Source organism: Kribbella sp. NBC_00482, from assembly GCF_036013725.1.
Classification (GTDB): Bacteria; Actinomycetota; Actinomycetes; order Propionibacteriales; family Kribbellaceae; genus Kribbella.
In genome coordinates, this window is the sequence record NZ_CP107881.1 from 7,534,613 (window position 1) to 7,560,091 (window position 25,479).

Sequence of the window (25,479 nt, forward strand, 5' to 3'; positions counted from 1 at the left end):
TCAGGTGACTTCGAGGTTGGCCATCATGCCCATGTCTTCGTGTTCGGCGTTGTGGCAGTGGAAGAGGTAGCGCCCGCGGTAGCCGTCGAAGCGGGTGATGATCTCGGCGGACTCCCCCGGCCGCAGCGACACCGTGTCCTTCAGACCGGCGTCGTGCGGCAAGGGAGCGTGCCCGCCGCGTGACAGCACCCGGAAGCCGACGAGGTGCAGGTGGACGGGATGGTGGACGTCAGCAACCAACCGCCAGATCTCCACATCGCCGAGCCGCGTGGTGACGTCCGTGCGGTCGGGCGCGAACGGCTGCCCGCCGATCAGCCAGCCGTGCCCGTCCCCCATCTGACCGGCACGGAACGAGAAGTCCCGCACCCGTACCGCCTCCGACCGCTGCCAAACCGGCAGATCGTCGGACAGCACGTCAGGGATCCGGCTGCTGTCAGCTGCTTTCCGTACGACGCTGAACGCCATCACCTCGCGCGTGCGCCCGGATCCAACCCGGTTGACGATCCGCACCCGGCTCCCCAGCGGCACCTGGGCGAAGTCGACAATCACGTCGTACCGCTCGGCCGGGGCGATCGGCAGGTTGCGATGGACAACCGGTGCACGGAGCAGCCCCTGATCGGCGCCGATCTGCACGAGGTCGAGGCGGCGTCCGTCGTCGAGGACCGCTTCGAGGTCGTAATGCCGCGCGTTCGACGCGTTCAGGATCCGCAGCCGGTACCGCGCAGCGTCGACCTCGTGCACCGGCCAAGGCGCGCCGTTCACGAGGATCACATCACCCAGAACCCCAGCAATATAAGGCTCCTGGACACCATGCTGCATCTGCAGCGTCGGGTCGATCGATGGATAGGCCAACGACCCGTCGGCAGCGAACGCCCGGTCGGTGATCATCAGTGGCAGCTCTCGCGACGGCAGACCGAGCGACTCCTCCGAGGAATCGCGAACGATGTGCATACCGGCCAGCCCGCGCCAGATCGCCGGCGCGGTGAAGTCCATCCGATGATCGTGGTACCAGAGCATCGTCGCCCGCTGATCCAACGGGAACGTGTACGACCGCGTGATCGAGCTCGTCACCGCCCGCGGATCGTGCATCCCGTGCCCCAGATGCCCCCACCCGGCAGGCAGCACGAGATCGGTCGGATACCCGTCGGACGATGCCGGCGTCCTTCCGCCGTGCAGGTGTACGACGGTAGGCACCGGCAACTCGTTGCGATGGGCAACCGTCACCGCCTGCCCTCGACGCGACTCGATCGTCGGCCCAGGGAACGTCCCGCCGTACGTCCACAACCGAGTAGGCACACCGGGCAGGACCTCCGCCGTGACTTCCCGTTGCACGATCTCGATCGAAGCACCGGACAACACAGAAGGAACAGGCAACGGCACCTGGAACGCCGGCGGCAACGGTACGGCGCTACGCAACACGGCACCCGTCGACGCCGGACGCCGCGACAGTGCAGCCGCACTCGACAACCCACCAACTGCCACCACCCCGAGCGCTCCCCCGATCCCCAGCACCTGACGCCGGCTCATCCGCTCACGCATGCTCGACCTCCCGCCGTACGACGGGTTGCCGCCAGACCCCGATGAACAGCACGACCACAGCCGCGACCGTGATCACCCCCAACGGGAGGTGCAACCACAACGCCCCGTCCTGCCCCGCGAAGTACTGCACCGTCTCCGCCACCACCACACCCAACGACGCGACGAACGGCCAGACCTGCCGCAACCGCACCCACACCACGATCGCCGCGATCACCTGCAGATACCCGAGCGAGGTGACGATGTCCGCCCCCACCGCGTGCATGCGCAACCCGTCGAAGTCACCGCTCAGATAGACACCGGCGAACACCGGCTGACCGACGATCGCCACCAGATGGACGCTCACGACGCCCCGCAACACCCAACCGCTCACCATGCACCAGACACTATGATTCGAGTGTTATGAGCGTCCAAGACCAATATCGCTATCTCGTTATGACGGAAGGGTCATGATGGACCTGACCATGCTCCGCCAGTTCGTGGTGGTCGCCCGCCTCGAACACCTCAGCCGCGCCGCCGACGAACTCCACACCGCCCAGCCATCGCTGAGCCGCACGATCGCCCGCCTCGAGAGCGAACTCGGTACGCCGCTGTTCGACCGAGCCGCCCGCCTCCGCCTGAACCCGGCCGGCGTCCTGTTCCGCGGGTACGTCGAACGCGCCCTCGGCGAACTCGACGCCGGTCGACGAGCCGTCACCGAAGCGACCGTGCAGGGTTCAGGCAGCGTGCGACTCGCCGCCGAGACCTTCCTCGCCCTGACCGAGTCGGTCGCCGGCTTCAAACGCGACCATCCCGCCATCGAGATCGAGCTCCAGCAGATGTCGGCCGACGAGATGCCCCGACGGCTACGCGCCCAGGACATCGACCTCTGCGTCGCGTCCCAGCCCATCCCGAGCGCCGGCCTGGAATCAGCCGTCCTGCTCGACGAGGCCGTCCGCGTCGTGACGCACCTCGACCACCCGCTGGCAAGCCGTACGTCGGTGACGATCGAGGATCTCGTCGACGAGCCGTTCGTCATCGCCAGCAAAGGTCACTGGCAACGCCGACTTCTCGACCGGCTGTTCGCCGACACCGGCGCGACACCGCGGATCGTCTGCGAGAGCGACGAGGCCGCGGCCATCCAGGAACTGATCCGCGCGGGCCTCGGCATCGGCTTCAATCCCGACTTCGCCCGCCGCTCGATCCCCGGCTACCCCGTCGCCGCGATCCCGGTCGACCACCCCGAGTGCCGCCGTACCCTCTCGCTGCTCTGGAGTGCCGACGCCAACCTGACCACCGCCGCCCAACTGATGCGCACGGCAATCACCACCTGGAACTGGTCAGAGTGATCCGGACAACCAGGACCACGCGACCTCGAACTTCTTCTCGAGCCTGACTCGCACGGCCTCCGCGACCAGGAGTTCGAGGCGGGTGCCGACGACCGGAACGGACGCCGTCACCTGCAGGTCGAACGCCTGCGTAGTCCCGCGGCCTTCCGGAACGATCCGCGTCGTACCCGTCAGCTTCACCGGCACACCGGCGAGCGCTCCCTCGACCTCGGCCAGCCGCGCACCGTTGACGTCCGGGCGATGCCAGACCTTGGACTGCTCCAGTTCCAGCGTGTTCCCGACGAACCTGCGGGCCACCACCGGTACGTCGGAAACCTGGGTCTGCCAGTGGAACTGAACCGCCAGGTCCTCACCGTCATCGCCCACCACCACGTCGTACGACTGCGCCTGCAGCCGCTGGAACACCTGCTCCTGGAACGTGACGTCGGTGATCATCGCGAACACTTCCTCCGGGGAGGCGTCGTACGACGTGGCGAGAGACAGATCCATGCGCCCATCTTGCACCGCCTGCCAACGCACGGTCACGGGCCCTGCAGCTTCCGGCCTTACAGAGCCAGGCGCATCCGGAGTTTGGGAGGCTCCGTCTCGACCACTGCGAAGCCGAGTCGTTCGTACAGCTCGCGCGCACGATTCAGTTGCAGCACGTGCAACTCGACGACGTTCGCACCCGACGAACGGGCGCGATCGAGGAGACCGAGCAACAACGTCGTACCGACACCACCACCCTGCACCTCCGGCGCGATCTCGATCCGAGAGATGTAGAACGTCGTGGCATCGATCATTGCCGCCTGCACCATTCCGGCGGGCCGGCCACCGACCAGGACGATCTCGACGGTCTCCGGCACGAACCACTTCCGGTGGAACTCCCGTTGTACGTCGTCGTCCCACGTGCCCCAGGTCGCCTCGATGACATCGCCCAGTGCGCGGCGGTGCAGGTCGTACAGGAACTCGTCGTCGGCGGCGGTCCCCGGCCGGAGGCGGACGTCTTCCATAGCTCCCACACCGTTGCTTGTAGCAACTACCTAGGCGAACAGATCGACCAGCCCTGCGCCGCGCGTGGTCCGGCGGACCAGGATCCGCTTGCCTTGGCGGACACGTTCGATCAGACCGGCCGACTCCAGCGTATTGCAGTGGCGCGTCGCGGTGCTCGGCGCGCAGCTCAGTTCGGCGGCGGACCTTCAGTCGCTGAGTTTTCAGGCACTCTACGGATAGGTGGTGACACGGTGGGCGACTTTCGGTAACCTTTTCGTGATGTTCACCGCGTAGCTGACTGAGAACGGGGCTTAGGAAGCGCATGGCCATCAACAACTTCGCACCGGGCGGTGCGTAACCGACACATGTCCATACACACCGCCGCATCTGTCGCAGTTTCCGGCGATCTCGACGACGAGGACGAACTGATCCGGCTCGCGCAAGCGGGTGACGGAGCGGCCTTCGGGCGGCTCTACGATCGGTACCTGCCGTCGATCTACCGGTACACCTACAGCAAGACCTCGTCGCGCAGCGCGGCCGAGGATCTGACCAGCGAGACGTTCCTGCGGGCGTTCCGCGCGATCGCCCGCCGGCCGCGGGCGCACCTGAACTTCGCGGCCTGGCTGGTCACCATCGCCCGGAACGTGGTGATCGACCATCACCGGTCCGGCTGGAGCCGGCTGGCGATCGTCACCGACGAAGTCGACCCGCAGGTCGACGAGTCCATGGGACCCGAGCAGGCCGCACTGGCGTCGGTGAGTGAGGCCGCGTTGCGCGGCGCTCTCTCGCTGCTGCCCGACGACCAGCGCGAGTGCCTACTCCTGCGGTTCTTCGCGGGTCTGTCGATCAGCGAGACCGCTGCCGCGATGGACCGCACCGACGGAGCCGTCAAACAACTCCAGTTCCGCGCGACGAACCGGCTGCGCCGGATCATCGAGTGACCGGTTCGTGAAGGCACGCGAAACACGCGACGGAGTCCTTGCGCCGCATCCTACGTTCCGGTAGGAAAGGGCGGGTGCCATCCGGCTCACGACCGCCCCGTCGTACGGCTTGGTTCTGCACTGGGCGGTCGACAATTCATATCTCACGGGGAGATAGCTCATGAGCAATCCTTACGACGAGCAGAACAACGAAGGCCAGAACAACGAAGGCCAGTACGGCGAGCAGGGCGGTCGGGAGGATTCCGGCAACAGCTACGGCTCCGGCGACGACTCGAACAGCGGCGGCAACGACTTCGGGCAGGATTCCAGCGGAGGGGAATCCACCAACGAGTCGAGCAGCAGCGACTACGGCCAGCGCGAAGAGTCCAGTCAGCGCGAGGAGTCCGGTAACGAGCGTTCGTCGGAGGGCGGCTACGGCTCCTCGAACGACGGCGACAGCAACGACAACAGCAACTACGAAAACTGATCGGGGATCACGCACATGGGCGTATTCGACAACATCAAGGACGCCGCCGAGGGCCTGAAGGACAAGGCCGCGGACCTGGTCGACGGTCACGGTGACAAGGTCGCCGACGGCCTGGACAAGGCCGGCGACTTCGTCGACGAGAAGACCGGCGGCCAGTACGGCGACAAGATCGACCAGGGCACGGACCTGGCCAAGGACCAGCTCGACGGTCTGGACGGCCAGAACGACGACATCCCTGACAACCAGGGCTGATCGAACGCCTTCACACTGAGGCGGTCGTGGGATTCCCCACGACCGCCTCAGGCATATTCAGGCACTTTCAAGCACTGAAGGCCTGCACAGTCAGCGCCGCGAACCGCCGCGAGGCAGCCAGCCGCCGAGCCGGCGTCGACGCCTGCAGGCCCCGGTGCGCGGTGAGCATGATGACGAGATCACTCAACTCGAAGTCCCGCCGCAGCTGACCTCGAGCCTTCGCCCGCCGCGCCAACGTGCCGACGGACTTCAGCGTCAGCTCGCGACTCGCCGCACTGTCGACCACATCGGGGTACGTCGCCAGAAACGCATCCGTGAACCCGCGATTGCGGACGTGCAGCTCGCAGATCCGCTCGATCACCAGACAGAACCCCCGCCAGGGATCCGTTGCCGCAAGCCCCTCTTCGACGATCGCCTCACAAGCACGGACCTGTTCGGCGAAGGCTGCGGTCGCCAGCGCCTGCTTGGTCGGGTAGCGGCGGTACAGCGTCGCGGGACCGACGCCTGCATGCCGGGCGATCTCGCGCATCGGTACGGTCAGCCCGTCGCTCGCGAACAGCGCCCGGGCGGACGCCAGGATCCGCTCGCGGTTGTCCTCCGCATCGGCGCGCAGTTTCTGAGGCAATCGATCCGTCACTCCTCTCACTCTAGTCAACCGGACAGGTGCGTCCACTTAGTCTCGGAAGTAGTCGAGAGGAGACGACAGGTGAAGGCAGTAGTGATCAAGGCGTTCGGCGGCCCCGAAGAGCTGAGCGTCGTCGACGTACCGGCGCCGGAGCCCGGTGAAGGTGAGGTGCTCGTCGCGGTCGAGGCGATCGGGGTCGGAGGTGTCGACGCGCTGATCCGCAGCGGTTCCCTTGCCGCGTGGGGATTCCGCGAAGGTCTCGTACCGGGTTCGGAGGTTGCGGGGACGGTAATTGCTGTCGGCCACGACAGGGACAGTTCCTGGATCGGTCAGCGCGTCTGGGCGTTCACGGGTCTCGGTGGCGGGTACGCCGAGCAGGCGATCGCCGCTGTCGAGGACGTCGTACCGCTGCCGGCCGGGCTGTCGGCGGCGGGCTCGGTGACGCTTGGGAGCTCCGGCGTCGTGGCGCACTTCGGCTTGCGGCATGCGCACTTCAGCCCCGGCGAGTCCGTACTGGTGCGTGGCGCTGCGGGAAGCATCGGCATCCTCGCGGTTCACCTGGCCGCGCAGGGCGGTGCATCGGCGGTAGCGGTCACCACCTCGTCGGCGGCACGCGGTGAACTGTTGCGCGCGGTCGGCGCGACGCACGTTCTGGATCGCTCCGGGGCGGGCGATGCCACCGCTCCCCCGGCGTACGAGGTGATCATCGACGTCGTCGCCGGCCCGGAGCTGCCGGTGTTCCTCGACAAACTGAGACCGAACGGCCGGCTCGTCGCGGTCGGAGCGATCGCCGGCCCACCACCGCCCGCTTTCGCCGATGCGTTGATGGCCAACTTCCGCAAGTCATTGTCGTTCGCAACCTTCAGCGCGGACACGGTCTCGCCCGCAGAACGCCGTACCGTCAGAACCGAGCAGTTCGCCGCCGCGGCAAACGGTCGCCTGCCGCTGGTGATCCATGAGGAACTGCCGCTGGACGACGCCGCGCCGGCGCATCAGAAGATGCAGGACGGCGAGGTCTTCGGGCGGATCGTTCTCAGGACTTAGTCCTCGGGTTCGTCGACGGTGGCCAAGGCGATCAGGTTCTCGGCGACCTGGGCGCAGCGTTCCTCGGCGCGGCCGCGGGACGTGCCGGTGTAGCGCAGGCGGGCGGTGGCGGTGAGCGGTTCGGAGCGGACCTCGATCAGTGAACCGCCTGGGCGCGCTTGCACCTTGACGGCCACCTGGACCCAGCCGCCGAGTCCACTGCGCAGTCGTACGACGAGTTCGCTGTCGGGCCGCCAGCGCTCGACGACCGCGACGAGCAACTGCCGGTTATGAGAGTGCCGTGCGCGCGGCTCGCGGCCGTCGTCTCGCAGGATGAAACTTCCCACCTGTGGCCAGTTGAGTCCGGCGCGAAGCTCCGGCGGTACGGCGACCATCCAGTCCGCGAAGGTTTCCGCGTCACCAAGTACTGACATGACAGCATCGACGTCAACGGCACCGAACCGCCACGCCATCACCATCGAATCCGCTTCCCTGTCGGCGACACGTACTCACGCCCGTGTCTACCAGGAAGCACGGTCGACCGAGCCCTCCAGGCGCTGTCGCGGACGTCACATCGCCCTTACATTTTCGGGCCGGCCAACCGGTAGGCAGGTACGCCGACGGCTGTGACGACGACATGCATGAACATCAGGCCCGCGACCGCGGTCCCCGAGGTGTCCGGGATGAACTTCGTAGCCAGCAGCAACAGGTCCGGAATCATCGACAGCACAAGGACAACAGGAACCAGGACGCGCAGAACGGCTGCAGGTCGCGCGGAGCGGCGTACGACGGTCGTCCATCCGGCGAATCCGGCCGCAAGGCCGATCAGCGTGAACGGGATGAAGACCTGCGCGGTCAGCGGGCGGAAGGACGCGTCCGCGCCAAGTGCGACGGCTCCGAGCGCGACCAGATAGTTGAGCACGACAGCAGCCACTGCGGCCGCGACCAGGACGGTGAGCCGGCGGCGACCGATCGCCACCGGGTGCTGCACGTCGACAGACGCCATCGGACACCTCCGTTATCGGTACGCATCTCGTACTAATGTGAAGGTAGCCGACACCTTCGCCGAAGACCAGCGCTTCGGCGAAATCAGTCCGAAACTCGTACCGTCAGGCGTCCTCGTGGCCCGCGATGACGGCCGTCAGGAGCGCTCCCAGCGTCTCCCGTTCGCCGGGGTCGAGCACCTGCAGCATCCGTCGTACCTCGGTCCGCAGCCGGCGCTCGAACTCCTCAGCGACCTCGGCGCCGTGGTCCGTCGGCGTGACCACGAAGTTCCGTCGGTCGGCCTCGTCCGGAACCCGCACGACGAGCCCCGCCGACTCCATCCGGGCGACCACTCCGGTCATCGTCGACTTCGTCAGCCGCAGCGCCGACCCGAGGCCGAGCATGTTCGTCGGCTGCCGGTGCAGGATGAACAGCAATCGCGCCTGCTGCATGGTCAGCCCGAGGTCCGAGCTGATCCGCTCGTACACCTCCGTCACGGCGGTGGCGGCCCGGATCAACGCCGGCCCGGCCGCGAGCACCTTCGGCTTCGACATACGCCCCTTCCCGTCCCCCGGTCAGCGCCAACCTTAGCCCCGGATCCGGCCGGGATTTTGCTCCAACACGACCGGCAACTTTTCGGCGGCGGCCGGACTCCAATGCGATACGACGGAGGCTGGGGTGCCTCCGCGTACAGGGGAGGACGATCCAGATGTTTCGAAAGACCGTAGGTCTGGCCTCGGCCGGCGCGCTCGCGTTGGGCCTCGGGGCGGCCATGGTGCCGTCGGCCCAGGCTGCACAATCCACAGCGGGCAGCACGACGGCTACTACCGCGGCGTGCGCGCTGCGGCTCGGGTCGGTGACCTCGACCGGCGCGTTCACCAGCCGGATGGTCAACGCCACCGCACCGATCACCATCGGCGGGGTCCGGGGGACGGCCGGGGTGTTCCCGGCGAACCAGGTCCAGCACATCAGCACGTTCACCGGCACGCCGCTCGGCAGCGGCGAGTCGCGGTCCGGTCTCACCGTCATGAACGGCGCGCTGTACTCCAGCTCGTTCGTCGTCGACGGCCAGAGCCAGATCGATCCGCACTACCCGCACAACAACGTCCGGATCGGCGGGGGCTGGTCCAACTACCGCTGGATCGAGCAGTCGGTCCTGCGCCCGGCGAACGCCGGGGATCCGGCCCGCACTCTGCTGTACGGCCAGCGCACCGACGGTGTCACGCAGCGCTGGATCTCCGACGGCAGCGGCTGGCGCGTCACCTCCGGTGTCGGCGGTCTGAGCACAGTCAAGGGCATCGCGCTGATCGGCCGTACGGCGACCTCGGAGACCTTCCTCGCCAACACCAGGTCCGGCGCGCTCGTCACCGTCACCTGGCCGACGAAGTACCTGGCCGCACCGACCAGCAAGACGGTCCGCGGCACGACCTGGCAGGGCTTCGAGCAGCTGATCGCGACCAAGTGCGGCGCGAGCGGCACGCTGCTGCTCGGCATCGACAAGGAAACCAAGTCCGGTTACCTGTACGCCGTTGGCCACTCCAACGGCACGAGCACCGTCATCAAGAGTCTGGGCAAGGTCCCGCTGACCTTCTCCGACCCCCAGTACTTCCGCATCGCACCGAAGTACGACGTCCTCAACGGCGGCTAGGCAACCAGAGCGACCCGGACCCATCACCAGGGTCCGGGTCGCACCGATCAATTGGTGTTCTTCCGTGCATCAGGCGTTGGTCACCAAACTCCCCTACGCTGAGATCGCTCCGTTCCGCCCACGGAAGGTCTTCGCATGCGCCTGGTGGCCCTAGGTCTCGCAGTTGCTCTGCTGGCTCCCGCCGTTCCCTCCCAAGCCACAGTCACGCAAGCCGCAGTCGCGTTCGATCCGGCGGGGTACGTCGACCCGTTGATCGGATCGGCCCGGGACGGGACGACCTGGCCGGGGGCGGTGCGGCCGTTCGGGATGATCTCGTGGAGCCCGACCAGCACCCGGGGCGATCAGACCAGCACAGGCGCCGCGAACGGGTACCAGTACGACGTCACGCGCGTCCGTGGCTTCAGCCTGACCCACCTCAGCGGCGCCGGCTGCAACCCGGGCGCCGCGGGCGACATCCCGATCATGCCGTACGCCGGCACGGTCGACTCCTCGCCGACCGCCGACACGACCGACGCGAAGTACGCGACGAACTTCCGGCACGAGAACGAGAGAGCGCTCCCCGGCCGGTACACCGTGACGCTCGACTCCGGCGTGAAGACCGACCTCGCCGTGACCACCCGCGCAGGCGTCGGCGAGTTCACCTTCCCGGCCGATCAGGCCGCGAACCTCCTGTTCCGTACGTCGAACTCGCTGAACGGCAGCGAGGACGCCGAGATCACGATCGATCCGGCCCACCGCAAGGTCACCGGGTCGGTACTGACCGGCGCGTTCTGCGGGCGCCGTGCGAACGGAGGCGTGAACAACCGCAAGACGTACTACCGGCTGTACTTCACGGCGTCCTTCGACCAGCCGATCGTTGCCAACGGCACCTGGAAGGACAGCACGCTGGCGGCGGGCAGCACGCACACCACCGGCGGCGAGGGATACGCCACCGGAGCGGACCGGGCCGGTCGCGGCTCCGGCGGGTACGTCACGTTCGCGCCGGGCTCCGAGGTAAGGATGCGGCTCGGGATCTCCTACGTCAGCCAGGCCGGTGCCGAGCAGAACCTGCGCGCCGAACTCAGGCCGAACGCCAAGGCCGACAAGGTCGCTGCCGACGGATACGCCGCCTGGCAACGCGAACTGAGCGCGATCCGCATCACCGGCGGGACCGACGCGCAACGGACCACGTTCTACACCGCGCTCTACCACACGCTCCTGCAGCCGAACATCTTCAACGACGTCGACGGCCGCTACCTCGGATCCGACCTGAAGATCCACCGGCTCGCGCGCGGGCAGAGAGCGCAGTACGGAACGTTCTCCGGGTGGGATCAATACCGCGCCCACATCCAGTTGCTCGCGCTGCTCAAGCCCGACGTCGCAGGTGACTACGCGCAGTCGATGTACCAGTTCGCCCAGCAGAACAAGGGGATCTGGGACCGCTGGCTGCACAACAACGGTGCCACGCACGTGATGACCGGCGACCCGGCTGCGCCGACGCTGGCGACGTTCGTCGCGATGGGAGCCACGAACTTCGACGTCCGCGGCGCCTTCGGCTCGCTGGGGCACCAGGCGCGGGTGCAGAACGCGGAGGCGGAGAACGACGGTGGCTGCCCAGGGCAGTGCACCGGACAGCGGCCGGCGCTGAACACGTACCTCGCCAAGCACTACGCGCCTCAGGACGCCTGCCACTGCTGGGGCGGTGCCGCGGAAACGCTGGAGAACGCTCTCGCGGATTTCTCGCTCGCTCAATGGGGCGCCCGGATCGGCGCGGACGTGACGGATCTGAAGGACCGGGGCAGCTGGTGGAAGAACACCTTCGACCCGGCGGTCGGGTACCAGCGGGCGCGAAAGGCGGACGGCACCTGGCAGAACGGGTTCAGCCCGTCGACGGATGTCGGGTTCGCCCAAGGTACGACGTCGACGTACACCTGGATGGTGCCGCAGGATGTGTCCGGCCTCGCCACCTTGATGGGCGGACCGACGACCGCGGTGCAGCGGCTCGACGCGTTCTTCCATGACGCGAACGGGAACTGGGCGGTGAAGGGCGGCAGCCCGGTGCGGTACGACCCGACGAACGAGCCCGGCCTGCATACGCCCTGGCTTTACAACGGTCTCGGTGTGCCGTCGAAGACGCAGGCGACCACTCGGGAGATCGTCGACACCGTCTACGGCACCGGTCCGTCGGGGCTGCCGGGAAACGACGATCTCGGCACGCTCTCCGCGTGGTACGTGTTCGCCGCGATCGGGCTCTTCCCGCAGACGCAGGGGCGGGCCGAGTTGCTGGTCGGCAGCCCGCTGTTTCCCAAGGTCGAGCTACGCCGGAGCAACGGAGTACGCCTGACTGTCGAAGCGCCGGAAACGTCGGACACGAACCAGTACGTCCAGGGTCTGTCGCTGAACGGCCGGGCGCGGGGCGAGTCCTGGTTGCCCGAGTCGTTCGTGACGCGCGGCGGGCGGATCGCCGTTGCGATGGGTGCGGTGCCCTCGGCGTGGGGAACGCCGCCCGTGGACCACTGAGTCGGCCGCCGGCGGCGACAGTTATGCTGGTCGGAGTTTGACCGGCGGTGGGGCTCGCCGGATCCAACTGTCGCTTTCGGCGGCCAACAGTCCCTACCTGAGGAACCTCGCGGCGCCACGCCGCGAGGCACGTCCAGGTAGGAGGCATGTCTGTGGAGCACCACCCTCTGAACCCGTTGCCCAAGGGGCCGGTCGACTCGGACGTCGACCTGCGGATCGACGGGCGGGCGCAGCGTGCGCATGATCCGGTGATCCTGGGCGCGATCGCCGTCGGCGGCGCGATCGGCGCCGCCGCGCGGTATCTGGTCGGGCTCGGCTGGCCCACTCCCCCGGGCGGATTCCCGATCAGCACGCTGGTCATCAACGTGGTGGGCTGCGGCCTGATCGGGATCCTGATGGTCGTGGTCACCGACGTTCTCACCCGGCAACGACTCCTCCGCCCGTTTCTCGGCACCGGCGTGCTCGGCGGGTTCACCACGTTCTCGACGTACGCCGTCGACATCCAGCAGCTCGTCACCGGGCGGAACGCCGGGATCGCGTTGCTCTACCTGGTCACAACCGTCGTCGGCGCGTTGCTCGCGGTCCGGGCCACCGTGAGCGCGACGCGCGCGCTGATCACCTGGAGAACGCGATGACCCGGCTGTTGCTCGTGATCGCCGGCGGCCTGATCGGAGCGCCGCTGCGCTATCTCGCCGACCGCGCCGTCCAGGCCCGGCACGACTCGCTGTTCCCGTGGGGCACGTTCAGCGTGAACGTCGTGGGATCGCTGATCCTGGGCTTCCTGGTCGGCGCGTCCTCCGCTCTCCCGCACGATGTGCAGCTCCTCGTCGGCACCGGGTTCTGCGGCGCGCTCACGACGTACTCGACGTTCTCGTACGAGACCATCCGCCTCTACGAGGATCGGGCGCGTTTCCTCGCGGTCGCCAACGTGACAGCGAGCATCGTGGCCGGCCTGGGCAGCGTGTTCCTCGGAGCGGCCGTCAGCCAAGCGATCTGGGGCTGACGGACCTCAGCGATCTCGCGTCGCGATGCCCGGGTAGTCCAGCACCAGACCCGAAGCGTCGAACGTCAACTCACACTCGAAGTCGAACGTCGAGGACTCGTAGTGGAAGACGTGCCGTCGCTCTTCGGAGCTCGTGAGCGTGTAGCGCTGCTCGAGTCGTACGACGGACAGATCGTCGGCCTGTACGAAGGCAGCCGGCACGTCGACCGTCGTACCGGGAACGAACGGGAGGCGATGCACCGGGAGCGTGTTCGTGACCGCCGAGGACTCGAAGTCCACGTCCCGGCAGCCGTCGAGATCCGGCCGAGCTACACCGTTCACGGTCCAGCGATCGTCCGGGAAACGTGTCAACGCAACCGCATGCTCACCAGAGATCGTCGAGTTCACCGCATTCACGGACTCGGTCGCCCAGCCCGCACCGACGGTGATCTCGTACCCGACGTACCAGATCGAGTCGCCCTCGCGGGCCGACGTACGACCTCTCAACCGGCCGGCGCCGGGGAACAGCACCTCGAATCCCACCCGAGCCCCGCTATGCGTCCACGACGCAGCGGCAGGCAGCGCACGCAGCTCCATCCCCCGACCCTAACCAGCCGACCTGAACTGTTCGAGGGGTGACACGAGGGGGGCGATCTCGGCGGGTGCGCCTATCGTTGGTCGGTAGGCGTTTTCGTGGAGGGGTGGATGCTGGACCGGTCGGAGTCCGCGCTGGGCATTGTGCTCCGATCACGGTTCTACCGTTCGGCCTTCCTCTCGTTGCTGATCGCCGGTGTCGGTCTCTCGGCCGCGACCCCACAGCTCACGCTGTTCCTGGTGCGAGATCTCCACACGCCACTGCCCGTCGCCGGCCTGTACTACGTGACGAACCTGGCCGCGCCCATCGCCGGCTACCTGGTCGGGCGATGGTCGGACCGGACCCAGGACCGGCTCCTGTGGTTCCGGATCTGCTCGGTGATCGGCGCGGCCGGCTGGATCGCGATGGCGGTCGCGACCGAGGTCTGGATGCCGTTCGTGATCAGCGCGCTGGCGTTGAGTGTGGCCGGCGGTTCGATGGCGCAGCTGTTCGCGGCCTGCCGTGACGAGTTGAGCCGGCATCCGACCCGGGCCGAGAACCGGGTCGTCGCGACCGTCCGGATGGCGTTCACGACGGGCTGGATCCTCGGCCCGGTGTTCGGCAGCTGGTTCGGCGGCGCGTTCGGGCTCCGTGCGTTGCTGGTGGCAACAGCCGTCTGCGTGTTCGCCGCGATGATTCCGCTCGGCCTGCAACGCGTCGAGCGGTACGACGATCCGCAGGCAGGCACGCCCTCCGAACACGCAGCAGGGCGCCGGCAGATCGACCACATGATGCCGTTGCTGATCTTCACCGCGGTCTGCGTCCTGGCGATGACCGGCGACACGATCAAGTTCGGGTACCTGCCGATCTACATGGCCGAGCAGTTGCACGTGTCGGACTCGCTGCGTGGCGTGGTCATCGGCATCCAGCCGCTCCTCGAGTTGCTCATGCTCCCGGTGGTGGCGCGACTGGCCGACCGGTTCGGCGCGATCCGCGCGATGACAGCAGGCGCCGTACTCGGGCTGGCCGGCAACCTCGCCTACGCACTCAGCACGTCGGTCGTCGGCCTGTTCGTCGGGCAGGCGCTGACCGCCGGATTGTGGGCGTGCGTCGGCGCCCTCGGCGTCTCGATCGCCCAACGCCTCTACCCAGAAGGCGTCGGGACCGCTTCGGGCATCTTCCTCAGCGCAATCCCCGTCGGCTCGGCGATCGGCGGCGCCATCGGCGGCATCGGCGTGGCCGCGATCGGCCTGCCGCACGTCTTCTTCATCCCCGCCGGCCTCACCGCCCTCGCAACCGTCGGCTTCATAATCCTCAGCACCCGCGACAGCACCTGACCTACGGCCGCGGGCGAATCACACCAGATAGCGGTCGCCCGGGTGCACGATCCGCAGCCACCGGCAGCCGTACGGTGCGAGGTCGAGCGACAGCACACCGTCCTCGCGGACGTCCGCCGTACTGGTCTCCAACAAGTCGATCGCGCGCACTCCGACGGCGCTTCCGGCGACCGCCAGGCGGACTCGGACCGGCTCCGGCGCGAAGTTGTGAACGGCGACGACCGTTCCGTCCTCGTAGTCCGAGCGGTGCGCGAACACCGACCGCACTCCGGTCTCGAGGATCGTGCACGACCCCCAGGAGAACTCGGGGCACTCGCGGTACCGCAGGACGAGCAGCTTCATCCAGTTGAACAGGGACTCGGGGTCGCGCCGCTGCGCCGCCACGTTCACGTTCTCCGGGCCGAGTTCGCCCTCGACCATCGGCACGGGCAGCCGGGACGGATCGGCCGTCGAGAAGCCACCGGCCGGATCAGCCGTCCACTGCATCGGCGTCCGGACCGCGTTCCGGCCCTCGGCGGCGAGGTTCTCCCCCATGCCGATCTCCTCGCCGTAGAACAACACCGGCGTACCCGGCAGCGAGAACAGCAAGCTGTAGACCATCCGGAGCCGCGCCGGGTCGTTGTCCAGCATCGGCGGCAAGCGCCGGCGCAGTCCACGGCCGTAGATCTGCATCCTCTTCTCCGGCCCGAACGCGTCGAACACTTCCTGCCGCTCCTCCTCCGACAGCTTGTCCAGCGTCAGCTCGTCGTGATTGCGGACGAACGTTCCCCACTGCGCCTCTTCGGGCGGGTCCGGCCGGTCCCGCAACGCCTTGACCAGCTCGGCCGGGTCGTTGCGAGCCAGCGACAGGTAGAGCCGTTGCATGCCGATGAAGTCGAAGCACATCGTCAACTCGTCGCCGTCCTCGTCACCGAAGAAGCGCCGTACGTCGGGATAGGGCAGATTGACCTCGCCGAGCAGGATCGACTGCCCGTGCCTCCGCTGCAGTGACGCCCGCAGGTCCCGCAGGTAGTCGTGCGGATCCGGCAGGTCGGCCGCGTCCTGAGCGCCGGCCGTGTCGATCAAGAAGGGCACCGCGTCCACCCGGAACCCGGACAGCCCCAGTTCCGACCAGAAGCCGACCACGCGCTCGATCTCCTCGCGAACGTCACGATTCGCGATGTCGAGATCCGGCTGGTACCTGTGGAAGCGGTGCAGGTAGTACTGCCCCGCCTCCTCGTCGTACTGCCACAGACTCGTCTCCTCTCCGGGGAAGACGATGCCCTTGTCCGCATCCGGCGGTGGCTCGTCGCGCCAGACGTACCAGCCCCGGTACGGCGACTCGCGCGACGCCCGCGCGCTCTGGAACCAGGGGTGCTTGTCCGAGGTGTGGTTGACCACCAGATCTGCCATCACCCGGATGCCGCGGTCCCGGGCCAGCGTGATCAGCTCGACCAGGTCGCCGTGGCTGCCAAGTCGGTTGTCGACGCCGTAGAAGTCGGTGATGTCGTAGCCGTCGTCGCGGTCCGGCGTCGGGCAGAACGGCATCAGCCACAGGCAGGTCACCCCAAGCTCGGCCAGGTGATCGATCCGTTGGCACACCCCACGCAAGTCTCCCCTGCCGTCGCCGTCGGTATCGAAGAACGTCTCGACATCGAGGCAGTAGATGACCGCGTTCTTCCACCAGACATCGGCTGTTTCGGTCAGGCGCATGCCCAGCCGGTACCCGGGGTCGGCGGACTTCAGACGCGCACGGCGATGGCTGCGATCAGGACGGACACGGCAACGCCGGACAGGATGATCAAGGCAACGACCAGCAGCGGGCTCTCGGCGCGCGGTGGTCCGTGGCCGGTGCCGTCGAGGTGATCGAACCGTTCGAGGGCCGGCCCCCAGCCGAACGGCGACGACGGCGGCTCACCGTGAGAGGTTCCTGGCAACGGGTGACTGCCGTACGTCGGCATCGAGCCGTCGGGCAGCGCCGGCCGCGACTGACCGGTCCTCGCCTGATCCTCATCAGACACGTGTTCCTCCCATGACGCCCGCCGGTCGTTCCTCACGGTCTCCCCACGGCGGCAGGCGTCAACTCCCACTCTGCACCACCGTCATCGACCCTCGCGCGTATCGATATCCGTCGTTGACGGACCGTCAACCAGTAGTCACGTGAGGTATAGGCGGAAGTGGTCCCGCCCTGGCATCCTCGGATCGTTCCTTTCCGCCCTGAAGTAAGACCCGTAGTAAGGAGCGATCGATGCAGGACTCCGCCCCGCCTCCTCGACCACGATCCTTCCGCCGGACGCTCGGCGTCGTCGTCGGAACGGCCGCCCTGATGGTGACCTCGGCCGCGATGGCGTACGCCGCTCCGCCGCCGAGCCTGCCGCAGAACGCCGGAGGGTACGAGCAGTCGTTCTCGCCGGCGTACGACTACGACACCGACGGCTGCTACGCCACACCCGCCATCGGCGCCGACGGCACCCTGAACGCCGGCCTCAACCCGACCGGCGCCGTGAACGGCAACTGCCGCGACCAGTCCGACCTGGACAACTCGCAGACCTACTCCCGCGACAAGTGCAACAACGGCTGGTGCGCGATCGTGTACGCCAGCTACTTCGAGAAGGACCAGGCGTTGCCCGGCAGCAGCCTCGGCGGCCACCGGCACGACTGGGAGCACGTCATCTCCTGGGTCAACCAGGCGTCGAACCAGGTCGAGTACGTGACCACGACGCAGCACTCGAGCCAAGTCACCTACACCCGTTCGCAGGTGCGGTTCGACGGCTCGCACCCGAAGGTCGTCTACCACAAGGACGGCGCCAGCACGCACTTCTTCCGGCTCGCCAACAGCAACGACGAACCGCCGGAGAACCACTACCACAACTGGCGGTACCCGCCGCTGGTCGGCTGGAGCGGCTACCCGAGTACGTCGCTGCGCGACACCCTGATGACCGCGGACTTCGGGTCCGCGACGATCAAGATCACCGACAAGGACGACCGGTTCCGCAACCTGCTGAACGCGTCCAAACCGTCCGGCATCCCCTTCGACCCCTGGGCCTGACGCTCTCGACCAAGGAGGCGTGCGCGTTCAGTCCTCGGCGCGCACGCCGCCCGTCAGCGACTCCGCGATCAGGTCGATCATCGCGGCATGCCTGAGTGTCGCCGTCTCGGCATGCCCGAGCGCGACCGTATCGAGAAACACCCGGCTGACCACAAGCTCCGCGGCCGCCTGCACCCGGTCCGGATCCGCCACCACGTCCTCCGCGCCGGCCAGTACGCAGGCCACAGTCTCGGTCGCCTCCGCGAACAACTCGGCTGCCCGCGACGCGATCTCGGGCCGCCCCTGCGCCTCCCGGAACACGATGATCCGGGCCGCACGGTCATGCTCCAGTTCCTCGGCCATCGTCGCCACGATCGCGCGCAACCGCCGCCGTACGGTCGGGCCGCGCGTCGTGGACCGCAGTACCTCACTGGGCGCCGGGCGCTCCTGCACCACCGCGAGCAGCAGGTCCAGCTTGGTCGCGAAGTGGTAGAACACCAGCCCCGACGGTACGCCGGCCTCGGTCGCGATCCGGGCCGTGGACGTGGCGTCGTACCCGTGCTCGGCGAACAGCCGCTCGGCGGTCTCGATGATGAGCTGCCGTTTGGACGGTCGCGTGGCATGGCGCGTGTGCGCGGGAGCGGTCATGAGCCTGCCGGTTGGGCGGCAGGCCAGACTTCACCTTTCCGTTCGGCTGCGAGCACGGCGGCTCGCTTGAGGGACTTGAAGACATAGTCCGGCACCCGCAGACCCTGCCGGTGCGCCCACATCAGCTCGAGCTCGGCCCGTCCGACCTGCCGTGCGTACTCGCGCAGTTCCGCCTCGCCGCCGTCACTGATGTTCAGCGCCTCCATCACGTCCCCGAACTCGGTCACCTGACGTTTGTTGTAGGCACCGGTCACTTCGAACGTACGCTTCCGCAGCCCGCGCGTCAGCGTCTTCTGCCACCCCGACAGCTGGTCCCACAGCTGCTGCGCGGCCATCTGGTAGTACGCGAAGTGCCCCGGCTCCTGGCGGCGGATCGGCGCGACCACCGTGGCCGCGACGGCCCGCTCGCCGAGCTCGACCAGCCCGGCGTGAAGCTTGTTGTAGGCAAGGACCGCGGAGCGCTCGGTGGCCAGCCCGGTCAGGTAGTAGAGCATCCGGCTGATGTCCTGGACACCGGGCACCCGCCCGAGCGCGCCGAGGAACTTGAGGCTGAACGAGACGTCCGCCAGGTTCGGTTCGTGCGGCTCCACGCCGAGCAAATTCTGCAGCTTGTCGAGGATCTGCCCATGGCGGGTCTCCTGCGGCATCCACACGTCCGCGTAGAAGTGCCGGTCGACCTCGGGCGGATCGGGCAGCAGGATGTTCAGTTCGAGCACGTTGCGCTCGACCTCGAGCTCGACCCGGGTCATGTAGGCCAGCACCGGACCGAACCGCTCGGCCAGCAGGCTGGGCTTCTTCATCGAGTAGTCGACGCTGCCGAGCGGGATCGGCGGGTGCTCCTCGCCCAGCCGATCGACATGCTCGGCAAGCCGTGAGTCTTCCCGGCGGCGGCCGCGCCGGCGCGAAACGGTTACATCGCTCAACCACATAGGCGGCACCTCATTCATCCGACAAGGGATGCGCGCACGATCCCCCAAGAGGTAAGCCTAACAAAGTAACTGACTGATCAGTCAGTCAGAGCTTGTGACCCCCGCAACAGAACAGCGGGTGGCGGCCCTGAGGGCCACCACCCGCTGTCGCTGTGTCTACTTCGCGATCGTGTAGCGGATCGCGTCGTTGCGGAGTACGTCGCCGTTCACCTTGACGATGCGTACGACGTGTTGCGCGTTCTTCAGCCCGGTCGCGGTGAACACGGTCCGGTTCGTCACCCGGGTGTCGTTGTGCAGGTTCACCCGGCGTACCAGCTTGCCGTCGACATACACGTCCGCGTCACCCTGATCCGGTGCGAGCGCCGTACTCCATGCGACGCCGGTCCCGGTGAAGGTGAGGCTGACCGACGCACCGTCGGCCTTGGTGGCGTGGATGTCGTCGCGGTAGTCGCCGCGGAACCTGACGTCGAGCGCGGTGTTCCCGACCGGCAGGTTCGCCAGGTAGGCCTTGCTGATCGTCACCGCGTTTCCGGCGACCGTGTAGTCCGTGCCCTTCACGAGTTCTGCACCGTCCTGGCCGGCCTTCGCGATCCCGTCCAGCTCGCCCGGGTCACGTCCGAGCTGCACGCTGACATCGGCCGGCGCGTTCTTGTCGAACGCCGCGGTGTCCGGGTTCAGCAGGCTCTCCTGCCGGATGTTCAGCTTGTCGAGCAGCATGAACTGACCGGACTTCTTCACGGCCCGGATGGTGTGACTGCCGTTCGGCAGATCCGAGACGCTGTAGACGACCTGCTGCGGTTTGTTGTGCCCCTGCGCCGGATCCAGGTACGTGCTGACGGTCTGCTTGAACTCGCCGTCGATGTAGATGTCGACGTCACCCTGACCCGGGTCGGTCTCGGTCACGTAGTCGACGCCGGTGCCGACGAAGCTGTACGAGAACGCGTCGCCGTTCCCCTCCGTCCATTGCACGTCGTCCTGATAGTCGCCGAGACCACGACCGGAGCTGTAGTTCCAGTTGCCGGAGTAGACGATCTCGGGGCTGTTGTTGTTGATCTCCACGGTCCGCGTCGGGAGGTCGGCCGCCGCGGTTTTCGCGGACGAGTCCGTCACGCCGACGGTCAACGCCTGCGAAACAGCCGGTACTTCGTAGTTGGTGTTGCGCTGCCACGCGCCGTCGTACGAGACCCGCAGGTCGTCGTCGTTCACACTGATCGCCGAGTTCTTCTGCGGCGTGACCTTCAGCAACCGGACGCCGTGGATCGGGACGTCCTTCGCGGTGAAGCTCGACGCGAACGTGCCGACATCCTTGCGGGCCCACAGGTCGCGCACCTTGCCCGCGCCGCTCAGGCCGAGGTCGGCGAAGTTCACCGTCATGTCGGCGTCGGTCTGGCCGAGGTTGAACAGGGCAACGGTGTAGGAGCTGTCCGGGTTCAGCGCGAACCACGTCTGCCGGTTCGTCTTCATGGACAGCGGGTGCGCCGGACGGCCGGCCTGGTTGACCGCGATCACCTCGCGGTTGGTCAGCAGTTCGAGACCGTACGAGTCCAGCCTGGTCATGTCGTTGCCGACGTACATCGGCGCCGCGGACACTGCCCAGAGCGTGGCCGCCGTACGACGTTCGTCCTTCGTCATACCGTCCATCTGGCCGTTGCCGACGTCGAGCGAGTCGAGGTCGTTCCACCCGCCCGGTCCTGCGTGCCGCCACCATTCGGCGAGCTTCGGGAACAACCGGCTGATGTTCGGCCACGCGGTCAGCGCGGTACCCGTGCAGTAGCACTCGACGTCCCAGTCGATCCGCCACCCGTTCGCGTACTGCTTCCAGTAGTCGGCGTAGTTGATGTCGAGCGCCCAGGACAGCTCGAACCAGATGTTGTTCCGCTTCAGGGCCTGCGACCAGGCCTTCACGTCGTCGCGCGCGTCCACAGACAGGTCACTGATCCCCGAGCCCGGCGTGACGCTGTCGAACTTGAGGAAGTCCAGGCCCCACGAGCCGAACAGGTCCGCGATCGAGTCGATGTACTTCTGCGCGCACGGCTTCGAGAAGTCGATGCGGTAGCCGATGCCCCAGTAGTCGCCCTTCTGCAACGGCAGCACCGGCAGGTCGCCGGTCGTGCATCCCGGGGCGCCGTAGATCGGCAGCTTCGCGTCGATGACGGCCTTGCTGACCCCCGGGATCGCGTAGAGCCCGACCTTCTGGCCGTTGGCGTGGATGTGGTCGATGACTGCCTGCAGGCCGTTCGGGTAGAGCTTCTTGCTCGGCGTCGGCCGGCCGTACTCGTCGATACCGTCGTTCCAGCCGGCGTCGATGTTGATGTACTCGTACCCGTACGGCTGCAGCTTCGCGTGCATCGCGTCGGACTGGGCGATCAGCTGATCCGCCGTGATCCAGCTGCCGCCGTTCGGGTTGTAGACCTGCATGCTGTAGCTGCTCCAGCCCATGTAGGGCAGGGCAGCCTTGTCCCCCGCGGGACCTGGCAGCTCGGTCGCGGTAGTCACGCTGGTGGTAGGGGGCGCTGGTGCTGCTGTCGACGTACTCAAACCTGCCGGCAGCAGCCCGGCGACTACGAGCCCCGCAAGCGCGGCCCGCAACACCCTGCTCCGAACGGATCTGGTCATGGCGGTGACCTCTTCCCAGAGAACTCAGGAGAAAACCGAATCGGATAGGATATTGGGTCTATTACTTAACCTTGTCAAGATTCTGTGCGAAAGTGGCACAGTGATGACGCGCCGCGAAGTCCGTCGACAGCTGCGGCGCCGGTGGCGCCAGGGACAGCACTCGGCCGGTGTGTCCTGAGGCCGGCCAGTACGTCGACGGTGTCGAGGGGTTGCCGGTCTTCGCGAAGTTCACCCAGGCCGCGCGCATGGAGTCGGCCAGTACGGTCTGTTCGGCGTTCAGCGGGACCGGGAAGGGAGCGTTCGGGAGGTCGAACAGGTACCACATCTCCGAGCCGTGCGTGGCCACCGAGAGCAGACCGGGCGGAGCGAAGAGGAACGGTGCGGTGTCGTCGTTGAACTCGTAGCCGTACGTCGGAACTCGCCGTGCGGTCCACTTGTTCACCTGGGCCGCGCCGCACGCGAACGTTGCGTCGCCGACCAGTGTGCCGAACGCCTTGTCCGGGGTGGCGTACGCCGACAGCGGGTACTCCTTGGCGATCGCTGCGGCCTGGGTGGGCGACACCCGGAGCGCGGTGGCGATGTTGCTCTCGTAGTTCGCTGCGGTGACGGGGCTGGTGTAGGGAACGTTGTAGCCGCGGCTGACAACGCGGCCACCGAGCGTGAAGAGCGCTTCTTCGTCGTGGTTGCTGCCGTTGAGGATCGTCACGTGGTTGAAGCGGCCGGCGGCGAGCGCCGTACCGATCGACTCCTTGAGTACCGCTCCGTCGACCACGCCTGGGATGAGGGCGGTTGCCGTCGAGATGTTGTCGACGAGCCTCTGCACCGGGACCTTCCGCAGGCAGTCCGCTGACTGGTCGGGGCAGCCGACCTTGGCGGCGAAATCCTTGCCGAACGTCTCGGCCTTGGCGAGCGGTTCCTGCTCCAGCGCGAAGGCGCCGCTCTCCACGATCGCGCGCTGGAACAAGCCCTTGGAGCTGCGGGAGGTGACGTGCGCGAGGACGGACAGGCCGCCCGCTGATTCACCGGCGATCGTGACGTTGTGCGGGTCGCCGCCGAACTGGGCGATGTTGCGCTGCACCCAGCGGAGGGCGGCTTGCTGGTCCATCAGGCCGTAGTTGCCGGCCGATGCCAGGGCGGGGTGGACGAGGAAGCCCAAGGCGCCGAGGCGGTAGTTGATGGTCACGACGACCGCGCCGGCCTTCGCAAGCTTTGTGCCGTCGTAGTTGGAGCCGGTGTCTCCGACCAGGCCGCCGCCGTGGATCCAGACGATGACCGGGCGCTTGGTGGCAGAGTGAAGGGCCGGCGTTGAGACGTTGAGGTAGAGGCAGTCCTCGGATACTTGAGCGGGCGTCACCACGCTAGGTGCCTGCGGACAGCCTGGTCCGTACGACGTCGCGTCGCGCACGCCTCGCCAACTCGCCGCGGGCTGCGGCGGCTGCCATCGGAGCTTCCCGGTCGGAGCCGCAGCAAACGGCAGCCCACGAAACGAGTAAGTGCCGTCAACACTCACACCACGCACAACCCCATTGCCCGTTGCAACAACCGGAGCAGAGGCGGGTGGGGTGGCGTCGGCAGTGGGTAGACCGATCGTGGCGATTGTCAGGGAGGCGGCGGCGAGGAGGATGCGGATGATTCTCACGGCGACCACTCTTCAGCGCGCGACTACCCGTCGCCCCAGGGAGAGTCCCTGGTTCAGGCCGCGGACTCCCTGGGGGTCTGCCAGTCGGCGGGACCGTCGGACCCGGCCTCGTACTCCTCCAGCGGGACCTCGTCGGCGTGCCAGGCGGCCAGCACCGGCTCGACGATCTCCCAGCAGCGCTCGGCGACGTCACCGCGCACCGACAGCAGCGGGTCGCCGCGCAGGATTCCGTTCAGCACCTCGCCGTACGGAAGCACCGACGACGACGGCAGCGTCGCGTCCAGGAAGACCTGACCCATCGTGTACGGGCCGTCGACGCCGAGCGCCGGAACGGACAGGGACAGCTCCCCCGGGTTCAGACCGATCCGCAGGGTCTCGCCGTCGCGTCCGCCGTGCAGGCCGGACGGCAGGTGACGCAGCGGCTTGAACTTGATCACGATCTCCTTGCGCGCCGCACCGAGCGCCTTGCCCGAGCGCAGCGTGAACGGGACACCGGCCCAGCGGTTCGTGCCCACCTCGACCGTCACCTCGGCCAGCGTGTCAGTCTCCCGATCCGGGTCCACACCCGCTTCACCGGCGTACGACGGTACGACGCGACCGTTCGCGACGCCCGCTGTGTACCGCGCCCGCCTGCTCGCCTCGACCGCGGAGCCGCGGTACAGACGCGTACTGCGCAGTGCGCGAGCCATCTCGCTGCGCACCTCGACCGCGTCCATCGTGGCCGGCGCGTCCATCGCAAGCAGGGCGAGCACGAGCAGCAGGTGGCTCTGGATCATGTCCACCAGCGCGCCCGCGTTGTCGTAGTACTGCGCGCGACCCTCCAGGCCGAGCGTCTCGTCGTACACGATCTCGACGCTCTCGATGTGTTCGGCGTTCCAGACCGGCTCGAACAGGCGGTTCGCGAACCGCAGGCCGATCAGGTTCAGGACTGCGGTGCGGCCGAGGAAGTGGTCGACACGGTGCACGTTCTCCTCGGGGACGAGCGAGCCGACGAGCTTGTTCAGCGCGGCCGCCGACGCGGAGTCGGTGCCGAACGGCTTCTCGAACGCCAGTTCGGTTCCCTCCGGGAGCTCGACCCGCTGGAGCGTCTCGACGATCGCGGTCGTCACGGCCGGCGGCAGCGAGAAGTACAGCACCGGAGCCGGACCGGCGAGCTCGAGGAGCGTCCGCAGGTGCGCGGCGTCCCGTGGATCACCGGCGACGTACTCCGTAGTTGCCAGGGTCTCCGCCGCAACCGGTCCGATCTCGCCTTGGGACTCGAAGGCCGTCCGGACGCGATCCGTCCACTCCTCCGCCGCGAGCGGGGACCGGCCGGTGCCGATGATCCGCACAGCGGTGGCGCGCGTGCCGGCGAGCAGACTGCCCAGGCCGGGCAGCAGCAACCGGGAGCTCAGATCGCCGCTGGCGCCGAAGATGACGACGGTACGTTGAATCAACACGGTCAAACTCAACCACGTGAGCGGCAACCGCATT

The 25,479-nt window shown here is 67.6% G+C and carries 27 protein-coding genes; 11 read left to right on the forward strand and 16 right to left on the reverse strand.

What is annotated here, in order from left to right:
• Positions 1 to 1,539, reverse strand: a complete 1,539-nt coding sequence (locus OHB24_RS36485; protein ID WP_327635475.1) for a multicopper oxidase family protein — start codon at positions 1,537 to 1,539, stop codon at positions 1 to 3.
• Positions 1,532 to 1,912, reverse strand: a complete 381-nt coding sequence (locus OHB24_RS36490) for a hypothetical protein (protein WP_327635476.1) — start codon at positions 1,910 to 1,912, stop codon at positions 1,532 to 1,534. Before OHB24_RS36490 ends, OHB24_RS36485 begins: the two co-directional genes overlap by 8 nt.
• A 73-nt stretch (positions 1,913 to 1,985) precedes the next feature.
• Here OHB24_RS36490 and OHB24_RS36495 point away from each other — a divergent pair, with 73 nt between their 5' ends.
• The gene (locus tag OHB24_RS36495; RefSeq protein WP_327635477.1) at positions 1,986 to 2,864 is read left to right on the forward strand and encodes a LysR family transcriptional regulator; all 879 of its coding nucleotides are present in this window, start codon (positions 1,986 to 1,988) and stop codon (positions 2,862 to 2,864) included.
• On the opposite strand, the gene OHB24_RS36500 is transcribed toward OHB24_RS36495, so the two are convergent.
• Both OHB24_RS36500 and OHB24_RS36505 read right to left on the reverse strand, forming a co-directional pair.
• Complete coding sequence (locus tag OHB24_RS36500; RefSeq protein ID WP_327635478.1) at positions 2,856 to 3,353, reverse strand: DUF2505 domain-containing protein; 498 nt, start codon at positions 3,351 to 3,353, stop codon at positions 2,856 to 2,858. The two genes, OHB24_RS36495 and OHB24_RS36500, sit on opposite strands and share 9 nt — an antisense overlap.
• Positions 3,354 to 3,409: 56 nt before the next feature.
• On the reverse strand, positions 3,410 to 3,856 hold the full coding sequence (locus tag OHB24_RS36505) for a GNAT family N-acetyltransferase (RefSeq protein ID WP_327635479.1): 447 nt from the start codon (positions 3,854 to 3,856) through the stop codon (positions 3,410 to 3,412).
• 345 nt (positions 3,857 to 4,201) lie between these two features.
• On the opposite strand from OHB24_RS36505, the gene OHB24_RS36510 reads away from it, so the two are divergent.
• The 3 genes from OHB24_RS36510 to OHB24_RS36520 all read left to right on the forward strand — a co-directional run bounded on the left by OHB24_RS36510 (position 4,202) and on the right by OHB24_RS36520 (position 5,495).
• Positions 4,202 to 4,777 carry a sigma-70 family RNA polymerase sigma factor gene (locus OHB24_RS36510; protein WP_327635480.1) on the forward strand — a complete coding sequence of 192 codons (576 nt, stop codon included), beginning with the start codon at positions 4,202 to 4,204 and terminating at the stop codon, positions 4,775 to 4,777.
• A 160-nt stretch (positions 4,778 to 4,937) separates the two neighbouring features.
• Positions 4,938 to 5,243, forward strand: a complete 306-nt coding sequence (locus OHB24_RS36515) for a hypothetical protein (protein WP_327635481.1) — start codon at positions 4,938 to 4,940, stop codon at positions 5,241 to 5,243.
• A gap of 15 nt (positions 5,244 to 5,258) precedes the next feature.
• Positions 5,259 to 5,495 (forward strand): antitoxin, encoded by a 237-nt coding sequence (locus tag OHB24_RS36520; protein ID WP_327635482.1) that lies wholly within the window; start codon positions 5,259 to 5,261, stop codon positions 5,493 to 5,495.
• A gap of 67 nt (positions 5,496 to 5,562) precedes the next feature.
• Here OHB24_RS36520 and OHB24_RS36525 read toward each other — a convergent pair whose 3' ends face one another.
• The gene (locus tag OHB24_RS36525) at positions 5,563 to 6,132 is read right to left on the reverse strand and encodes a TetR/AcrR family transcriptional regulator (protein ID WP_327635483.1); all 570 of its coding nucleotides are present in this window, start codon (positions 6,130 to 6,132) and stop codon (positions 5,563 to 5,565) included.
• Between the two features lie 69 nt (positions 6,133 to 6,201).
• Here OHB24_RS36525 and OHB24_RS36530 point away from each other — a divergent pair, with 69 nt between their 5' ends.
• Positions 6,202 to 7,164, forward strand: coding sequence for a zinc-binding dehydrogenase (locus OHB24_RS36530; protein WP_327635484.1), 963 nt, complete (start codon positions 6,202 to 6,204; stop codon positions 7,162 to 7,164).
• On the opposite strand, the gene OHB24_RS36535 is transcribed toward OHB24_RS36530, so the two are convergent.
• The 3 genes from OHB24_RS36535 to OHB24_RS36545 all read right to left on the reverse strand — a co-directional run bounded on the left by OHB24_RS36535 (position 7,161) and on the right by OHB24_RS36545 (position 8,681).
• Positions 7,161 to 7,577: a hypothetical protein gene (locus OHB24_RS36535; RefSeq protein ID WP_327635485.1), complete on the reverse strand. Its 417-nt coding sequence runs from the start codon at positions 7,575 to 7,577 to the stop codon at positions 7,161 to 7,163. The two genes, OHB24_RS36530 and OHB24_RS36535, sit on opposite strands and share 4 nt — an antisense overlap.
• 146 nt (positions 7,578 to 7,723) lie before the next feature.
• Positions 7,724 to 8,149 carry a DUF6069 family protein gene (locus tag OHB24_RS36540; protein WP_327635486.1) on the reverse strand — a complete coding sequence of 142 codons (426 nt, stop codon included), beginning with the start codon at positions 8,147 to 8,149 and terminating at the stop codon, positions 7,724 to 7,726.
• Between the two features lie 103 nt (positions 8,150 to 8,252).
• Positions 8,253 to 8,681, reverse strand: a complete 429-nt coding sequence (locus OHB24_RS36545; protein WP_327635487.1) for a MarR family winged helix-turn-helix transcriptional regulator — start codon at positions 8,679 to 8,681, stop codon at positions 8,253 to 8,255.
• 155 nt (positions 8,682 to 8,836) lie between these two features.
• Here OHB24_RS36545 and OHB24_RS36550 point away from each other — a divergent pair, with 155 nt between their 5' ends.
• From OHB24_RS36550 to crcB (OHB24_RS36565), 4 genes are all read left to right on the forward strand, one after another.
• Positions 8,837 to 9,775, forward strand: coding sequence for a hypothetical protein (locus OHB24_RS36550; protein WP_327635488.1), 939 nt, complete (start codon positions 8,837 to 8,839; stop codon positions 9,773 to 9,775).
• Positions 9,776 to 9,910: 135 nt separating this feature from the next.
• Entirely contained in the window at positions 9,911 to 12,274 is a 2,364-nt protein-coding gene (locus OHB24_RS36555) for a GH92 family glycosyl hydrolase (protein WP_327635489.1), read from the forward strand.
• 152 nt (positions 12,275 to 12,426) lie between these two features.
• On the forward strand, positions 12,427 to 12,909 hold the full coding sequence (gene crcB, locus OHB24_RS36560) for a fluoride efflux transporter CrcB (protein ID WP_327635490.1): 483 nt from the start codon (positions 12,427 to 12,429) through the stop codon (positions 12,907 to 12,909).
• Positions 12,906 to 13,277, forward strand: coding sequence for a fluoride efflux transporter CrcB (crcB, locus tag OHB24_RS36565; RefSeq protein WP_327635491.1), 372 nt, complete (start codon positions 12,906 to 12,908; stop codon positions 13,275 to 13,277). The genes crcB (OHB24_RS36560) and crcB (OHB24_RS36565) overlap by 4 nt, the downstream gene beginning before the upstream one ends.
• Before the next feature lie 6 nt (positions 13,278 to 13,283).
• Here crcB (OHB24_RS36565) and OHB24_RS36570 read toward each other — a convergent pair whose 3' ends face one another.
• Positions 13,284 to 13,853: a putative glycolipid-binding domain-containing protein gene (locus OHB24_RS36570; protein WP_327635492.1), complete on the reverse strand. Its 570-nt coding sequence runs from the start codon at positions 13,851 to 13,853 to the stop codon at positions 13,284 to 13,286.
• Positions 13,854 to 13,961: 108 nt separating this feature from the next.
• Here OHB24_RS36570 and OHB24_RS36575 point away from each other — a divergent pair, with 108 nt between their 5' ends.
• Positions 13,962 to 15,167: an MFS transporter gene (locus OHB24_RS36575; protein WP_327635493.1), complete on the forward strand. Its 1,206-nt coding sequence runs from the start codon at positions 13,962 to 13,964 to the stop codon at positions 15,165 to 15,167.
• 18 nt (positions 15,168 to 15,185) lie between these two features.
• Here the strand turns inward: OHB24_RS36575 and OHB24_RS36580 are convergent, their stop codons facing one another.
• Both OHB24_RS36580 and OHB24_RS36585 read right to left on the reverse strand, forming a co-directional pair.
• Positions 15,186 to 16,859, reverse strand: a complete 1,674-nt coding sequence (locus tag OHB24_RS36580; RefSeq protein WP_327635494.1) for an alpha-amylase family protein — start codon at positions 16,857 to 16,859, stop codon at positions 15,186 to 15,188.
• 29 nt (positions 16,860 to 16,888) lie between these two features.
• Complete coding sequence (locus tag OHB24_RS36585; protein WP_327635495.1) at positions 16,889 to 17,167, reverse strand: hypothetical protein; 279 nt, start codon at positions 17,165 to 17,167, stop codon at positions 16,889 to 16,891.
• A gap of 227 nt (positions 17,168 to 17,394) precedes the next feature.
• Here OHB24_RS36585 and OHB24_RS36590 point away from each other — a divergent pair, with 227 nt between their 5' ends.
• A complete protein-coding gene (locus tag OHB24_RS36590) occupies positions 17,395 to 18,195 on the forward strand; it encodes an NPP1 family protein (protein ID WP_327635496.1) in 801 nt (266 codons plus the stop codon).
• Between the two features lie 27 nt (positions 18,196 to 18,222).
• On the opposite strand, the gene OHB24_RS36595 is transcribed toward OHB24_RS36590, so the two are convergent.
• From OHB24_RS36595 to OHB24_RS36615, 5 genes are all read right to left on the reverse strand, one after another.
• Positions 18,223 to 18,822, reverse strand: a complete 600-nt coding sequence (locus tag OHB24_RS36595) for a TetR/AcrR family transcriptional regulator (protein ID WP_327635497.1) — start codon at positions 18,820 to 18,822, stop codon at positions 18,223 to 18,225.
• On the reverse strand, positions 18,819 to 19,751 hold the full coding sequence (locus tag OHB24_RS36600; RefSeq protein ID WP_327635498.1) for a GTP-binding protein LepA: 933 nt from the start codon (positions 19,749 to 19,751) through the stop codon (positions 18,819 to 18,821). The genes OHB24_RS36595 and OHB24_RS36600 overlap by 4 nt, the downstream gene beginning before the upstream one ends.
• Before the next feature lie 156 nt (positions 19,752 to 19,907).
• Complete coding sequence (locus tag OHB24_RS36605; protein WP_327635499.1) at positions 19,908 to 22,367, reverse strand: X2-like carbohydrate binding domain-containing protein; 2,460 nt, start codon at positions 22,365 to 22,367, stop codon at positions 19,908 to 19,910.
• A gap of 61 nt (positions 22,368 to 22,428) precedes the next feature.
• Complete coding sequence (locus tag OHB24_RS36610) at positions 22,429 to 24,006, reverse strand: carboxylesterase/lipase family protein (protein ID WP_327635500.1); 1,578 nt, start codon at positions 24,004 to 24,006, stop codon at positions 22,429 to 22,431.
• Positions 24,007 to 24,059: 53 nt separating this feature from the next.
• Positions 24,060 to 25,445 (reverse strand): glucose-6-phosphate dehydrogenase, encoded by a 1,386-nt coding sequence (locus OHB24_RS36615; RefSeq protein WP_327635501.1) that lies wholly within the window; start codon positions 25,443 to 25,445, stop codon positions 24,060 to 24,062.
• Between the last annotated feature and the right edge of the window lie 34 nt (positions 25,446 to 25,479).

Bases quoted from the DNA above. Each gene is read 5' to 3' on its own strand.
- OHB24_RS36520 (WP_327635482.1), top strand. From the start codon at position 5,259: ATGGGCGTATTCGACAACATCAAGGACGCCGCCGAGGGCCTGAAGGAC.
- OHB24_RS36575 (WP_327635493.1), top strand. From the start codon at position 13,962: ATGCTGGACCGGTCGGAGTCCGCGCTGGGCATTGTGCTCCGATCACGG.
- OHB24_RS36580 (WP_327635494.1), bottom strand. From the start codon at position 16,859: ATGCGCCTGACCGAAACAGCCGATGTCTGGTGGAAGAACGCGGTCATC.
- OHB24_RS36500 (WP_327635478.1), bottom strand. From the start codon at position 3,353: ATGGATCTGTCTCTCGCCACGTCGTACGACGCCTCCCCGGAGGAAGTG.
- OHB24_RS36555 (WP_327635489.1), top strand. From the start codon at position 9,911: ATGCGCCTGGTGGCCCTAGGTCTCGCAGTTGCTCTGCTGGCTCCCGCC.
- OHB24_RS36540 (WP_327635486.1), bottom strand. From the start codon at position 8,149: ATGGCGTCTGTCGACGTGCAGCACCCGGTGGCGATCGGTCGCCGCCGG.
- OHB24_RS36595 (WP_327635497.1), bottom strand. From the start codon at position 18,822: ATGACCGCTCCCGCGCACACGCGCCATGCCACGCGACCGTCCAAACGG.
- OHB24_RS36570 (WP_327635492.1), bottom strand. From the start codon at position 13,853: ATGGAGCTGCGTGCGCTGCCTGCCGCTGCGTCGTGGACGCATAGCGGG.
- OHB24_RS36485 (WP_327635475.1), bottom strand. From the start codon at position 1,539: ATGCGTGAGCGGATGAGCCGGCGTCAGGTGCTGGGGATCGGGGGAGCG.
- OHB24_RS36535 (WP_327635485.1), bottom strand. From the start codon at position 7,577: ATGTCAGTACTTGGTGACGCGGAAACCTTCGCGGACTGGATGGTCGCC.
- crcB (WP_327635491.1), top strand. From the start codon at position 12,906: ATGACCCGGCTGTTGCTCGTGATCGCCGGCGGCCTGATCGGAGCGCCG.
- OHB24_RS36495 (WP_327635477.1), top strand. From the start codon at position 1,986: ATGATGGACCTGACCATGCTCCGCCAGTTCGTGGTGGTCGCCCGCCTC.
- OHB24_RS36505 (WP_327635479.1), bottom strand. From the start codon at position 3,856: ATGGAAGACGTCCGCCTCCGGCCGGGGACCGCCGCCGACGACGAGTTC.
- OHB24_RS36605 (WP_327635499.1), bottom strand. From the start codon at position 22,367: ATGACCAGATCCGTTCGGAGCAGGGTGTTGCGGGCCGCGCTTGCGGGG.
- OHB24_RS36590 (WP_327635496.1), top strand. From the start codon at position 17,395: ATGCAGGACTCCGCCCCGCCTCCTCGACCACGATCCTTCCGCCGGACG.
- OHB24_RS36510 (WP_327635480.1), top strand. From the start codon at position 4,202: ATGTCCATACACACCGCCGCATCTGTCGCAGTTTCCGGCGATCTCGAC.
- OHB24_RS36490 (WP_327635476.1), bottom strand. From the start codon at position 1,912: ATGGTGAGCGGTTGGGTGTTGCGGGGCGTCGTGAGCGTCCATCTGGTG.
- OHB24_RS36545 (WP_327635487.1), bottom strand. From the start codon at position 8,681: ATGTCGAAGCCGAAGGTGCTCGCGGCCGGGCCGGCGTTGATCCGGGCC.
- OHB24_RS36515 (WP_327635481.1), top strand. From the start codon at position 4,938: ATGAGCAATCCTTACGACGAGCAGAACAACGAAGGCCAGAACAACGAA.
- OHB24_RS36550 (WP_327635488.1), top strand. From the start codon at position 8,837: ATGTTTCGAAAGACCGTAGGTCTGGCCTCGGCCGGCGCGCTCGCGTTG.
- OHB24_RS36600 (WP_327635498.1), bottom strand. From the start codon at position 19,751: ATGTGGTTGAGCGATGTAACCGTTTCGCGCCGGCGCGGCCGCCGCCGG.